A 12,696-nucleotide genomic window follows, 5' to 3' on the forward strand; every position below is an offset into this window, starting at 1 on the left:
TAGTGTTGAGCGGGTACGGGGGCGCGGCTCCCGCGTTCGACGGGTCACGACGAGTCCGGGCACCGGGCGGAAGGCAGAACGATGGTGGAGATCAAGACTCCCGAGCAGATCGCGAAGATGCGCGAGGCGGGACTGGTCGTCGCCGCCGTGCACGCGGCCACCCGCGAGGCCGCGGTGCCGGGTGCCACCACCAGGGATCTGGACGAGGTCGCGCGCAAGGTGCTGTCCGAGCACGGCGCCAAGTCGAACTTCCTGGGGTACGGCGGATTCCCCGCGACCATCTGCACCTCGGTCAACGAGGTCGTCGTCCATGGCATCCCGGACGACAGGACCGTGCTCAAGGACGGCGACATCATCTCCGTCGACGCCGGCGCGATCATCGACGGCTGGCACGGCGACGCGGCCTTCACCGCCTTCGTGGGCTCGGGTCACGCTCCGGAGCTGGTCGAGCTGTCCCGGGTGACCGAGGAGTCGATGTGGGCCGGGATCGCCGCGATGAAGAACGGCGGCCGGCTGGTGGACGTGTCCCGGGCGATCGAGACGTACGTCCGGCGCCAGCCGCGCCCCGGCGGCGGCAAGTACGGGATCATCGAGGACTACGGCGGGCACGGCATCGGCTCGCAGATGCACATGGACCCGCATCTGCTGAACTACGTCTCGCGCAAGCGCGGCAAGGGCCCCCGGCTGGTCCCCGGTTTCTGTCTGGCGATCGAGCCCATGGTCTCGCTGGGCACGCCCCGTACGGAGGTGCTCGCCGACGAGTGGACGGTGATCACGACGGACGGCACCTGGGCCTCACACTGGGAGCACTCGGTGGCGCTCACCGAACAGGGCCCGCTGGTGCTGACGGCGCCCGACGGCGGCCGGGCCAAGCTGGCGGAGCTGGGTGTGACGGCGGCGCCGGACCCCCTCGCCTGAGGCCCGGCCCGCCAGGTTCCGCTTAAGGATCTCGTGGGCTGGGCAAACTTCACGGATTCGTCTTTCCGGGTGTGCTGCCGTAGACTGACGCGTCGGCTCTTGTGTACCCGTGTGTCCGTATGCCGTTGTTGAGTGTTACGGCTGTTACGGCTTCGCGGCTGCCGGAGTTGATCAAGGTAGCCGATTCGAAGGGCGAAGCGTGGCCAAGAAGCAAGGTGCCATCGAAATTGAGGGCACCGTGATCGAGTCCCTCCCGAACGCCATGTTCAAGGTGGAGCTCCAGAACGGTCACAAGGTCCTCGCGCACATCAGCGGCAAGATGCGGATGCACTACATCCGGATCCTCCCCGATGACCGGGTCGTGGTGGAGCTGTCTCCCTACGACCTGACGCGTGGCCGGATCGTCTACCGATACAAGTAGATCTTGCTGATCACCCCTTCCCGGGGGTGTTGGCACTGACCCGGAGAACCTCAATCCCATGAAGGTCAAGCCGAGCGTCAAGAAGATCTGCGACAAGTGCAAGGTGATCCGCCGTCACGGCCGGGTCATGGTCATCTGCGACAACCTGCGCCACAAGCAGCGCCAGGGCTGACGCACGACCGCCTGCCTCTCGCAGTACTTCGCGCGACGCGAGCACATCGCAATTACGCAGTGTCCGGTTCCCGTACGAGGGGACCGACACCTCCGGCGGAGGCCGGGGACCCGGACCGTACCGAGCCCGGGACAGTCACTGCGGAAGACCTCCGAACATCAACAGGAGCCATGAATGGCACGCCTCGCAGGCGTTGACCTTCCGCGCGAGAAGCGCGTCGAGGTCGCCCTCACCTACGTCTTCGGTATCGGGCGCACCCGGTCCAAGGAGACGCTCGCCGCCACCGGCGTCGACCCGAATGTCCGCGTCCGCGACCTCGCCGAGGAAGACCTCGTCAAGATCCGCGAGTATGTCGACGCCAACCTCAAGACCGAGGGTGACCTCCGTCGCGAGATCGCCGCCGACATCCGCCGCAAGGTGGAGATCGGCTGCTACCAGGGTCTGCGCCACCGCCGTGGCCTGCCGGTGCACGGCCAGCGCACCAGCACCAACGCCCGTACCCGCAAGGGCCCGCGTCGCGCCATCGCCGGCAAGAAGAAGCCGGGCAAGAAGTAGTCCTCAGCGGACGCTCATCAGCGGTCTTCGCTGTAGGACCGATCACCTCCTCGCAGGAAGTCAGAACATGCCTCCTAAGGGCCGACAGGGTGCAGCCAAGAAGGTGCGCCGCAAGGAAAAGAAGAACGTCGCTCATGGGCACGCCCACATCAAGAGCACGTTCAACAACACGATCGTCTCGATCACGGACCCCTCGGGCAATGTGATCTCCTGGGCCTCCGCCGGCCACGTCGGCTTCAAGGGCTCGCGCAAGTCCACCCCCTTCGCCGCGCAGATGGCCGCCGAGTCGGCCGCCCGCCGCGCGCAGGAGCACGGCATGCGCAAGGTCGACGTCTTTGTGAAGGGTCCCGGCTCCGGCCGTGAGACCGCGATCCGCTCGCTCCAGGCCACCGGCCTGGAGGTGGGTTCGATCCAGGACGTCACCCCCACCCCGCACAACGGCTGCCGCCCGCCGAAGCGGAGGCGCGTCTGACCTTGGATGCGGTTGGCCGCATCTGAGGCTGATGTGCGGTATGGGCGGCTCGGCGCTTTCGTGCCGTGCCGCCCGTACTCTTGAACGGAGCAGTACCGAAGGACGTCAAATAGCGGGCGTCCCCAACTGAAGGATTCACGCATGCTTATCGCTCAGCGTCCGTCGCTGACCGAAGAGGTCGTCGACGAATACCGTTCGCGGTTCGTCATCGAGCCGCTGGAGCCGGGCTTCGGCTACACGCTCGGAAACTCGCTCCGCCGTACGCTCCTCTCCTCGATCCCGGGCGCCGCTGTCACCAGCATCCGGATCGACGGGGTCCTGCACGAGTTCACCACCGTGCCGGGCGTCAAGGAGGACGTCACCGACCTCATCCTCAACATCAAGCAGCTCGTCGTCTCCTCGGAGCACGACGAGCCGGTCGTGATGTACCTGCGCAAGCAGGGTCCCGGCCTGGTCACCGCCGCCGACATCGCCCCGCCGGCCGGTGTCGAGGTCCACAACCCGGATCTCGTCCTGGCGACGCTGAACGGCAAGGGCAAGCTGGAGATGGAGCTGACGGTCGAGCGTGGCCGCGGTTATGTCTCCGCCGTGCAGAACAAGCAGGTGGGCCAGGAGATCGGGCGTATCCCGGTCGACTCGATCTACTCGCCGGTGCTCAAGGTCACGTACAAGGTCGAGGCGACCCGTGTCGAGCAGCGCACCGACTTCGACAAGCTGATCGTCGATGTCGAGACCAAGCAGGCCATGCGGCCGCGTGACGCCATGGCGTCCGCGGGCAAGACCCTGGTCGAGCTGTTCGGCCTGGCGCGCGAGCTGAACATCGACGCCGAGGGCATCGACATGGGCCCGTCGCCGACGGACGCCGCGCTCGCCGCGGATCTGGCCCTGCCGATCGAGGAGCTGGAGCTGACCGTCCGGTCGTACAACTGCCTCAAGCGCGAGGGCATCCACTCCGTGGGTGAGCTGGTGGCGCGCTCCGAGGCGGATCTGCTGGACATCCGCAACTTCGGCGCGAAGTCGATCGACGAGGTCAAGGCGAAGCTGGCGGGCATGGGACTGGCGCTCAAGGACAGCCCGCCCGGATTCGACCCGACGGCCGCGGCGGACGCGTTCGGCGCGGACGACGACGCGGATGCGGGCTTTGTGGAGACCGAGCAGTACTGAGCGGCCCCGGGCCCGGGGCTGGGGCTTTGTCCTCAATCGCCGGACGGGCTTGATTTCGTCGCTTGATTTTGCCGTGGGGCGGCCGCTTCACGGGAACTGACACCGGTACCTGATACGGCCGGTGCAGACACTAGGAGAAACACCATGCCGAAGCCCGCCAAGGGCGCCCGTCTGGGCGGCAGCGCCGCGCACGAGAAGCTGCTTCTCGCGAACCTCGCGAAGTCGCTCTTCGAGCACGGCCGCATCACCACGACCGAGGCCAAGGCCCGCCGCCTGCGTCCGGTCGCGGAGCGCTTCATCACCAAGGCGAAGAAGGGCGACATCCACAACCGTCGCCTGGTGCTCCGTTCGATCACGGACAAGGGCATCGTGCACACGCTCTTCACCGAGATCGCGCCGCGGTACGAGAACCGCCCCGGTGGTTACACCCGTATCACCAAGATCGGCAACCGTCGTGGCGACAACGCGCCGATGGCGGTCATCGAGCTGGTCGAGGCCCTGACCGTGGCGCAGCAGGCGACCGGTGAGGCCGAGGCCGCCACCAAGCGCGCGGTCAAGGAGGACGCCCTCAAGAAGGACGAGGCTCCGGCCGAGGCCGTCGAGGACGCCAAGCCGGCCGAGGCCGAGGCCGACGGGGCCGAGTCCAAGGACGCCTGAGCGTACGGACGACGCTGACGGACGGGTCCGCTCCCCGCGGTGGGGGCGGGCCCGTTCCGCTGTGAAGGGGAAGCAAGCAGGTGAGTGAGGACATCGAGGGACCGGAGCCCGGCTTCGTACGGGTGCGGCTGGACCTCTCGTACGACGGCAAGGACTTCTCCGGCTGGGCGAAACAGACCGGCCGGCGCACCGTCCAGGGGGAGATCGAGGACGCGCTGCGTACGGTGACCCGCTCCTCGCGTACGTACGAGCTGACCGTGGCCGGGCGTACGGACGCGGGCGTCCACGCGCGCGGGCAGGTCGCGCATGTCGATCTGCCGGAGTCCGTGTGGGCCGAGCACCGGGAGAGGCTGCTGCGGCGGCTGGCGGGGCGGCTGGGCCATGATGTCCGGGTCTGGGAGGTCGCCGAGGCACCGGCGGGGTTCAACGCCCGCTTCTCAGCGCTCTGGCGGCGGTACGCGTACCGGGTGGTGGATCACCCCGGCGGTGTCGATCCGCTGCTGCGGGGTCATGTGCTGTGGCACGACTGGCCGTTGGACGTGGCGGCGATGAACGCGGCGTCGGCCGGGCTGCTCGGCGAGCACGACTTCGCGGCGTACTGCAAGCGGCGCGAGGGCGCCACGACCATCCGTACGCTCCAGCGGCTGGAGTGGGCGCGGGACGCGCACGGGGTGATCACCGCGACCGTACGGGCCGATGCCTTCTGCCACAACATGGTGCGGTCGCTGGTGGGCGCGCTGCTGTTCGTGGGCGACGAGCACCGGCCGGTGGAGTGGCCGGCGAAGGTGCTGGCGGCGGGGGTGCGGGACTCGGCGGTCCATGTCGTACGGCCGCACGGGCTGACGCTGGAGGAAGTCGGCTATCCCGAGGACGCGTTGCTGGCCTCCCGCAACCGGGAGGCGCGCAACAAGCGGACGCTGGGCGGCAGTTCTTTCTGCTGCTAAAGCGTGTTTCGTAAAGCCTGGCCGGCGGATCGGACCTGCCGGTGCCGGTGCCGGTCGCGGGACGGTTCAGGGGCGGCGCAGGCGCCGGGCCACTCGCCGCAGCAGCCCCGGCTTCGGCTGCGCGGGCTCGGGCGGCTTCGGCGCCTTGGGGACCGCCACCCGCAGCGAGAGATCGGTCTGGGGATTGGTCCAGTACGGCGTGATCCGGCGGTCCGGCGCGGTGGGGTGCGGTACGGGCGCGAGCCGCTCGGGGACGCCGGGGCCGCGCAGCGCGCCGAGCCGGGCGGTCTTGGTCCAGCCGAGCGCGGTGAACCGTACGTACAGGTCCCAGACGCCGTCGCCGAGCGGTGCCCCGTCCACGGCGGTGGCGGGATCGAGGAGCGCGGTCCCTGCGACACTCAGCGCGCCGTCCTCGTGGCGGACGGTGATGTCGGTGGGCAGGCGGTGTTCGGCGCCGCCCGCGCGCTCGCGCAGCACGAGGACAGCGGTGGCCTTGCCGGGTGCGGCCCCGCCGGTGAGCGGCTCGTGGGCGAAACGCTCCAGCAGGGCGGGGGAGAGGCCGGCCGGGCTGAGGGCCGGTTCGCCTCCGCCTGTGGTGGTGAGACCCAAGAGGCCCTCCGCGGCGAGCAGCTCGGCGGTGAAGGCGACCCGGAGCGCGCCTCCCTCGTCCCAGGACAGCGCGTCCAGACGGGCCCGGCAGGCGACCGAGGCGTCCCAGCGGGCGAGCTCCGTCAGCTCCTCGGGGCGGTCGTCGGTGATCAGCCCGACGGCCAGCCGGCGCGCGAGGGGCAGCCCCGCCACGGCCGTGGGCGAGACGCGGTGCACGACGACCTTGCGGATCTCGTAGAACAGCTCGCGCCGGGCGTTGTCGTCCAGATCGAGCAGCCGCTTGCCGCTCAGCCGGTCCAGGATCTCCACCCGCAGCCAGCGCCGGTGCAGCCGGTCCCGCGCCGCGCCGGGCCCGGTGAGCGCGTCGACCCTCTCCATAAGCCCGCCCAGCGCGCCGTAGAACGCGCCGGGCGGTACGGGCATGCCGTCGGCGCGGGGCGGCCCGTACTGGTAGCAGACACGGCTCCCGAGGACTGCCGTACGCCCCGCCCGCAGCGTCGCCTCGGCCGTGAACGCCTGCCCCGCCAGTGGGCGGCCCTCGGGGAAGCGGAGGCCGTGCCGGGTGAGGAAGGCGCGGTCGAAGAGCTTGTCGGGGGTCAGGCTGTCGGCCAGCGGGTCCTTCGCGAGCGTGGCGCGTGGGCGGTCCCGTACGAACAGCTCGCGCGGCACCGGGCGGCCCTTGCCGGCGGGCTTCCCGGCGACGATGTCGGCGTCGTGCTCGATGCCGTACGCGTACATGCGCTCCAGGGCGTCGGCGGTCAGACGGTCACCCGGCTCCATGAACAGGACGTACGAGCCGGTGGCGGTGTCGGCTCCGGCGTTGCGCGGTTCCGTGCCGGGCGGGGCCGCGTCCACCGGGATCACCTCGATGTCCCGGGCGGGCAGGGTCTGGGCGGTCAGCGAGGCGAGCGTGGACGCGACGGCTTCCGGGTCGGCCCCGGCGGTGGGGACGACGACGCTGACCTTGGGCGGCCGGGGGCCGGGCGCCGCGTCGGTGGCGCGTACGGTCAGGGCCAGCCCCTCGCCGTCCAGCGCGGCGGCGATCTCATGGCCGGTCCCATGGCCGCCCAGGATCTCCGGCGCGGGCAGGCCGATGCCGCCGGGCGCGGTGCTCTCGCCGGCCCGCGCGTACCGGTCGAACCCGGCGCCCATGAGCCGGATCCGTACCTCCCACACGCCCTCGCCCAGCGGAGCGCCGCCCGCCCCGCGCAGCGGGTCGACGGCGAAGGTGCCGGTCACGACGGGCCGTACCAGCACGGTTCCGTCGTCTCCGTCGTCGCCCGGTTCTTCTTCGAGCACCAGAGAGGTCTCGCACGGCACGACCCACACATGCGCGCTCTCCGTATGCTGCAGCAGCACATCCGCCCGGAAGCTCTTCAGTTCACCGGTCACCTCGACGGGCTCGGTGAGGATCCCGTCGGTCAGGGCGGGAGCGAGGAAGTACCGCTCGCCGCGCCGCGCCAGCAGCAGCCCCGTGCCGTCGGGGCCGCCCTCGAAACGGGCGCTGAAGGCGGCCTTGAACCGGTCGCGGTTCCATCGCGGCTCCGCGACCGCGCAGCGGGCCACCAGATCCGCCTGGCGGCGCGTGAACTCGGTCAGCTCCGCCGGTCTGTCCCGCCGGAGCAGCTCCGATCTGGTGCGCGGTACGGCGGCCAGCCCCCGGTGCACCCCGTCCGTCATGAACTCCTCGGCCAGTTCGCGCACCACCTCGTACGGATCGTCGCGGAACGGCGGGTCGATCAGCAGACCGCTCGGCGGCACCCCCAGCCGGTGCAGCATCTCCACCCGGTAGAAGCGGCGCAGCAGCCGGTCGCGCCGCGCTCCCGGCTCGGTGCCCTCGACGACGGTCGCCATGATCTGGCGGAGATTCCCGTAGTACCACCGCGGGTCCATCGCCGAGGTGCCCGCGTTCTCGGCGTCCTCGCGTGCCCAGTACGAGTAACAGACGTAGTCGCCGAGTACGGAGACGACGGACGCCTTGAGATAGGCGCGGACCATGAAGAGCTGGTCCTCCAGGATCCAGGGCCCCTCGGGGTGCACGATGCCGTGCTCGCGCAGGAACGCCGTACGGAACATCTTGTGCGGGGTGAGGCTGTCGATGAGCGGCGCGTCCCACACCGTGCAGCTCTCGCGGGTGCGGCTCATCAGGCCGTACGGCACGCCCCTGCTGCGGAAGTTGCTGGCGACCTTGCCGATCACGATGTCCGAGCCGTTGCGGTGCGCCATTCCGTACAGCCGCTCCAGCGCCTCGGGCGTCAGCCGGTCGTCGTGGTCGGCGAACTGGACGTACGTACCGTTCGCCTGCTCCACACCGACATTGCGGGGCTTGCCGGGCCAGCCCGAGTTGGGGATGCGGGTCATACGGAAGTGGGGGTGCTCGGCGGTGAGCGCCGCCAGCCGGTCGGGCGTGCCGTCGGTCGAACCGTCGTCGACGAAGAGCACCTCGAACTCGGAACCGGGCAGTGTCTGCCGGAGCATCGAGTCGACCAGCGGCTCGATATGGCTGCCCGAGTTGTACGTCGGGACCACCACCGTGACTTTGACCGTCATCCGCCCCACACCTTCGTGTCGCTCACCGTTTCTCTACGTGCCGCACAGACTTTACGCGGGCCGGCACCACGGCCCCGCAGTCGATCCGGAGGCCGGAGGGCAGTTCGTTGCCCGCGCCGATCCGTGCGCAGTCCCCGACGACCACCGCGTCCAGGCTGCTGTCCGCGCCGACCGCGGCCCGCCGGCCGATCACACTGCGCCGGACCAGGGCCCCGGCCGCGATCCTGGCGCCCGGCAGCACGACGCTGCCCTCGACCACCGAACCTTCGGCGATCTCCGCCCCTTCGCCGATCACGGTCCCGCCGGCCAGCGCCGCCCGCGGATGCACCCGCGCGCCGGGCAGGACGAGGGCCTCGCCGGCCGGTCCCGGCAGCGCGGGGGAGTGCACGATCCCGCGTACGAGATCGGCGGAGCCCTGGACGAAGGCAGCCGGGGTGCCCAGGTCGAGCCAGTACGTGTCGTCCACCACGCCCCGGACGGGGATGCCCGAGGCCAGCAGCCCGGGGAAGGTCTCGCGCTCCACGGACACCGCCCGGCCCGCCGGGATCCGGTCGATGACGGAGCGGGTGAAGACATAACAGCCCGCGTTGATCTGGTCGGTGACGATCTGTTCGGGCGACTCGGGCTTCTCCAGGAAGGCCAGCACCCGCCCGTCCGGGTCGGTCGGCACCAAGCCGAAGGCGCGCGGATCGGGCACCTGTGTCAGATGCAGCGTGACCGCCGCGCCGGACGCGCGGTGGCCCTCGCGCAGGGCGGCGATGTCCAGTCCGGAGAGGATGTCCCCGTTGAACACCAGCACCGGTTCCTCGGGCCCGCCGCGCAGCCGCCGGGCCGCGTTGCGGATCGCGCCGCCGGTGCCCAGCGGCTCGGCCTCGGTCTCGTACTCCAGGCACAGTCCGAACCGGGCGCCGTCGCCGAAGTACGGTTCGAACAGCTCGGCGAGGTACGAGGTGGCGAAGACGACCCGGGTGATCCCGGCCGCCGCCGCGCGCGCGAGCTGATGGGCGAGGAACGGGACGCCGGCCACGGGAAGCAGCGGCTTGGGAGTGTGGCTGGTCAGCGGCCGGAGCCGGCTTCCCCGGCCACCGACGAGAAGGATCGCCTCGGTCATACGGTGTGCTCCGCCTTCCCCCGCGGGACGGGGCGGAACAGACGGGCGCGGCCGGGCACGCCTCCTCGCGCGTCCGGCCCGGCTCCGGGTCCCCCCCAACGCCTTCATTGGCCCGTCGGCCGCCAGGCCGTGTCCGACACGGCCCGGGCACCCCCCGGTACCCGTTCTGCGGAGGCCGACAGAAGCCACATCGTGGCACATGTGGGCGGTTCGCGAAGGCCGAATGCGAAGATACGCGCGATTAGGGCCTGTTGTGTGTGATGTCTGTGCCGGGTGTCTTGCACCGGGTGCGTTGTGCCGGGTTTCTTCTGCGGTTTCCCTGCCGGGCGGTGCGGGGATCGTGCGGCGGGGCGTCAGGTCGCGGGGGCCGTGGCCGCCGCGGAGGCCTGGGCGCGGCCCCGGCCGAGGATCTGCCGGAAGGTGAACTCGGCTATGTCGTCACCGGTGGTGTACACGTTCTTGTCCGACTCGGTGACGTCCTTGCCGCTGGTGAAGCCGCCGACGGTGAAGTACGCGTACCGGCCTATGGAGTTGGTGACCTTGCGGCAGACCGAGGGGGCCCGGCAGAAGACCGGGACGCCGTCCCCGGAGAGCGAGGCGATACCGTCCTCCGCCTCCTCCTTGGCCTTCAGCGCCTGCGCCTCCTTCTCGAAGACCGCGACACCGACGGTCACCGCCACCCCGTCCTTGCTGTAGGTGGCGCGTATGACCTGGTCGCAGCCGTTCGAGGCGAGGATGGAGCCGAGCGCGCCCTGCGCGGCGGCGGCGCAGTTGGTCGTACGGGCCGTCGCGCCCTTCTGGTAGACGCGGTCGCCCATCGTCAACTTGCCGCCGGGGAACAGGGTTTCCGCGCTCAGCGGCGCCCTGTCCTTGTCGGCGCTGGCGATGAAGTCCTGCGGGTCCGGCGGGGGCAGCGGATCGACCGAGGAGAAGGTCGGCTCCGGCGCCGCGCTCTCGCTCGGCAGCTCGGGGGCGGTGGGCAGCTCGGTGGCGGCGCTGTCCGAGGCCCGGTCGTCGCCGCGGTTCATGGAGACGACCGCGGTTGCCACGATTGCGCCGACCGCGGCGGTCGCCAGCACCCCGCCGCCGATCATCAGCCAGCGCTTGCGGCGGGCCCGGGCGGCCGATGCGTCCGCCAGCGCCGCCCAGTCCGGTGTCTGCGTTCCGTACGGGTCCTGTCCGGGGCCGCCCCAGGGTCCCCCCTGCCCAAAGCTCATGCCGCGCAGTTTAAGGCCGCCCGCGCGGGTGTTGTGCCCCGGAGCGGGAACAGCTCGCGGGGAAGGAGCACAGGCGAAAACGCGGACCGGGCCGAACGGTCACGAACCGGAAAACGATTGGGCCCAGGGGCCCGCTGCCCCGACAATGCGCACCATGGGACATCTTGAGGCCGCGCACCTGGAGTACTACCTCCCCGACGGACGGGTGCTGCTCGGCGACGCCTCGTTCCGGGTCGGGGAGGGCGCCGTCGTCGCCCTCGTCGGCGCCAACGGCGCGGGCAAGACGACACTGCTCCGGCTGATCGCGGGGGAGCTGGAGCCGCACGGCGGCACGGTCACGGTCAGCGGCGGGCTGGGCGTGATGTCGCAGTTCGTGGGCTCGGTGCGCGATGAGCGTACGGTCCGTGACCTGCTGGTCTCGGTCGCGCAGCCACGGATCAGGGAGGCCGCGGCGGCCGTCGACGCGGCCGAGCACGCGATCATGACCGTGGACGACGAGGCCGCGCAGATGCGGTACGCGCAGGCGCTCAGTGACTGGGCGGAGGCCCGCGGCTACGAGGCCGAGACGGTCTGGGACATGTGCACCACGGCCGCGCTCGGCGTCCCGTACGAGAAGGCGCAGTGGCGCGAGCTGCGCACGCTGAGCGGCGGCGAGCAGAAACGGCTGGTGCTGGAGGCGCTGCTGCGCGGCCCCGACGAGGTGCTGCTTCTCGACGAGCCCGACAACTATCTGGACGTACCGGGCAAGCGCTGGCTGGAGGAACGCCTCAAGGAGACCCGTAAGACGGTCCTCTTCGTCTCCCACGACCGGGAGCTGCTGGCCAGGGCCGCCGAGAAGATCGTGAGCGTGGAGCCGGGTCCGGCCGGCTCGGACGTCTGGGTGCACGGCGGCGGCTTCGGCACGTACCACGAGGCACGCAAGGAGCGCTTCGCCCGCTTCGAGGAGCTGAAGCGGCGCTGGGACGAGGAGCACGCCCGGCTGAAGGCGCTGGTGCACCGGCTGCGGCAGCAGGCGGCGATCAGCCCGGACATGGCCTCGCGCTACCGGGCCATGCAGACGCGCTTCAAGAAGTTCGAGGACGCGGGGCCGCCGCCGGAGCCGCCGCGCGAGCAGGAGATCACGATGCGGCTGCGCGGCGGCCGGACCGGGGTACGGGCGCTGACCTGCGAGGGCCTGGAGCTGACCGGTCTGATGAAGCCGTTCTCGCTGGAGATCTACTACGGGGAGCGGGTCGCCGTCCTCGGGTCGAACGGCTCCGGAAAGTCCCACTTCCTGCGGCTGCTCGCCGGGCAGGACGTCCGGCACACGGGGGTGTGGAAACTGGGCGCCAGGGTCGTACCGGGACACTTCGCCCAGACCCATGCCCACCCGGAGCTGCTGGGGCGCACCCTGGTCGACATCCTGTGGACCGAGCACGCGAAGGACCGGGGCGGCGCGATGAGCGTGCTGCGCCGGTACGAGCTGGAGCGCCAGGGCGACCAGCCGTTCGAGAAGCTCTCCGGCGGGCAGCAGGCGCGCTTCCAGATCCTGCTGCTGGAGCTGGCGGGGACGACGGCGCTGCTGCTGGACGAGCCGACGGACAACCTGGACCTGGAGTCCGCGGAGGCCCTCCAGGAGGGACTTGAGGCGTACGACGGCACGGTCCTGGCGGTCACCCACGACCGCTGGTTCGCGCGGTCCTTCGACCGGTATCTGGTGTTCGGCTCGGACGGGGTGGTCCGTGAGACGCCGGAGCCGGTCTGGGACGAACGGAGGGTGGAGCGGGCGCGGTAGACGGGGCGGTGGGTGCGCCTGCGGCGGGCCTGTTCCCCACCCCGCCCCTTCCCGAAACCGGGGCGCACCCCGAGCCCCGGTCCTCAAACGCCGGAAGAAAACAAGCCCGTCCGGCGATTGAGGACCCGGGGG

General features: G+C 70.9%; 12 protein-coding genes. 9 read left to right on the forward strand and 3 right to left on the reverse strand.

Annotated features, from left to right (window positions below):
- Positions 1–81 precede the first annotated feature (81 nt).
- The 8 genes from map to truA all read left to right on the forward strand — a co-directional run bounded on the left by map (position 82) and on the right by truA (position 5,303).
- A complete protein-coding gene (gene map / locus WH07_RS25695; RefSeq protein ID WP_046504670.1) occupies positions 82–918 on the forward strand; it encodes a type I methionyl aminopeptidase in 837 nt (278 codons plus the stop codon).
- 199 nt (positions 919–1,117) lie between these two features.
- On the forward strand, positions 1,118–1,339 hold the full coding sequence (gene infA, locus WH07_RS25700) for a translation initiation factor IF-1 (protein ID WP_003956442.1): 222 nt from the start codon (positions 1,118–1,120) through the stop codon (positions 1,337–1,339).
- Between the two features lie 58 nt (positions 1,340–1,397).
- A complete protein-coding gene (rpmJ, locus tag WH07_RS25705; RefSeq protein WP_003956441.1) occupies positions 1,398–1,511 on the forward strand; it encodes a 50S ribosomal protein L36 in 114 nt (37 codons plus the stop codon).
- A 174-nt stretch (positions 1,512–1,685) separates the two neighbouring features.
- A complete protein-coding gene (gene rpsM / locus WH07_RS25710; protein ID WP_046504684.1) occupies positions 1,686–2,066 on the forward strand; it encodes a 30S ribosomal protein S13 in 381 nt (126 codons plus the stop codon).
- Between the two features lie 67 nt (positions 2,067–2,133).
- On the forward strand, positions 2,134–2,538 hold the full coding sequence (gene rpsK, locus WH07_RS25715; protein WP_003956432.1) for a 30S ribosomal protein S11: 405 nt from the start codon (positions 2,134–2,136) through the stop codon (positions 2,536–2,538).
- Positions 2,539–2,679: 141 nt separating this feature from the next.
- Positions 2,680–3,702, forward strand: coding sequence for a DNA-directed RNA polymerase subunit alpha (locus WH07_RS25720; RefSeq protein WP_003956430.1), 1,023 nt, complete (start codon positions 2,680–2,682; stop codon positions 3,700–3,702).
- Positions 3,703–3,846: 144 nt separating this feature from the next.
- Positions 3,847–4,359 (forward strand): 50S ribosomal protein L17, encoded by a 513-nt coding sequence (gene rplQ, locus WH07_RS25725; RefSeq protein ID WP_046504688.1) that lies wholly within the window; start codon positions 3,847–3,849, stop codon positions 4,357–4,359.
- A gap of 80 nt (positions 4,360–4,439) precedes the next feature.
- Positions 4,440–5,303 (forward strand): tRNA pseudouridine(38-40) synthase TruA, encoded by an 864-nt coding sequence (gene truA, locus WH07_RS25730; protein WP_046504692.1) that lies wholly within the window; start codon positions 4,440–4,442, stop codon positions 5,301–5,303.
- Positions 5,304–5,369: 66 nt separating this feature from the next.
- On the opposite strand, the gene WH07_RS36390 is transcribed toward truA, so the two are convergent.
- From WH07_RS36390 to WH07_RS25745, 3 genes are all read right to left on the reverse strand, one after another.
- Positions 5,370–8,462 (reverse strand): glycosyltransferase family 2 protein, encoded by a 3,093-nt coding sequence (locus WH07_RS36390; RefSeq protein ID WP_052744563.1) that lies wholly within the window; start codon positions 8,460–8,462, stop codon positions 5,370–5,372.
- A gap of 22 nt (positions 8,463–8,484) precedes the next feature.
- Positions 8,485–9,573, reverse strand: coding sequence for a mannose-1-phosphate guanylyltransferase (gene manB, locus WH07_RS25740; RefSeq protein ID WP_046504695.1), 1,089 nt, complete (start codon positions 9,571–9,573; stop codon positions 8,485–8,487).
- 353 nt (positions 9,574–9,926) lie between these two features.
- Complete coding sequence (locus tag WH07_RS25745; RefSeq protein ID WP_046504697.1) at positions 9,927–10,790, reverse strand: hypothetical protein; 864 nt, start codon at positions 10,788–10,790, stop codon at positions 9,927–9,929.
- 145 nt (positions 10,791–10,935) lie between these two features.
- Here WH07_RS25745 and WH07_RS25750 point away from each other — a divergent pair, with 145 nt between their 5' ends.
- Positions 10,936–12,564: an ABC-F family ATP-binding cassette domain-containing protein gene (locus tag WH07_RS25750; protein WP_046504700.1), complete on the forward strand. Its 1,629-nt coding sequence runs from the start codon at positions 10,936–10,938 to the stop codon at positions 12,562–12,564.
- Positions 12,565–12,696 lie beyond the last annotated feature (132 nt).

The sequence above is a fragment of the Streptomyces odonnellii genome (assembly GCF_000981895.1).
Lineage (GTDB): Bacteria > Actinomycetota > Actinomycetes > Streptomycetales > Streptomycetaceae > Streptomyces > Streptomyces odonnellii.

Excerpts from the sequence above, each read along its gene's own strand:
- rpsM (WP_046504684.1), top strand. The coding sequence starts at position 1,686 with ATGGCACGCCTCGCAGGCGTTGACCTTCCGCGCGAGAAGCGCGTCGAG.
- WH07_RS25745 (WP_046504697.1), bottom strand. The coding sequence starts at position 10,790 with ATGAGCTTTGGGCAGGGGGGACCCTGGGGCGGCCCCGGACAGGACCCG.
- WH07_RS25720 (WP_003956430.1), top strand. The coding sequence starts at position 2,680 with ATGCTTATCGCTCAGCGTCCGTCGCTGACCGAAGAGGTCGTCGACGAA.
- manB (WP_046504695.1), bottom strand. The coding sequence starts at position 9,573 with ATGACCGAGGCGATCCTTCTCGTCGGTGGCCGGGGAAGCCGGCTCCGG.
- rpsK (WP_003956432.1), top strand. The coding sequence starts at position 2,134 with ATGCCTCCTAAGGGCCGACAGGGTGCAGCCAAGAAGGTGCGCCGCAAG.
- rplQ (WP_046504688.1), top strand. The coding sequence starts at position 3,847 with ATGCCGAAGCCCGCCAAGGGCGCCCGTCTGGGCGGCAGCGCCGCGCAC.
- map (WP_046504670.1), top strand. The coding sequence starts at position 82 with ATGGTGGAGATCAAGACTCCCGAGCAGATCGCGAAGATGCGCGAGGCG.
- rpmJ (WP_003956441.1), top strand. The coding sequence starts at position 1,398 with ATGAAGGTCAAGCCGAGCGTCAAGAAGATCTGCGACAAGTGCAAGGTG.
- WH07_RS25750 (WP_046504700.1), top strand. The coding sequence starts at position 10,936 with ATGCGCACCATGGGACATCTTGAGGCCGCGCACCTGGAGTACTACCTC.
- WH07_RS36390 (WP_052744563.1), bottom strand. The coding sequence starts at position 8,462 with ATGACGGTCAAAGTCACGGTGGTGGTCCCGACGTACAACTCGGGCAGC.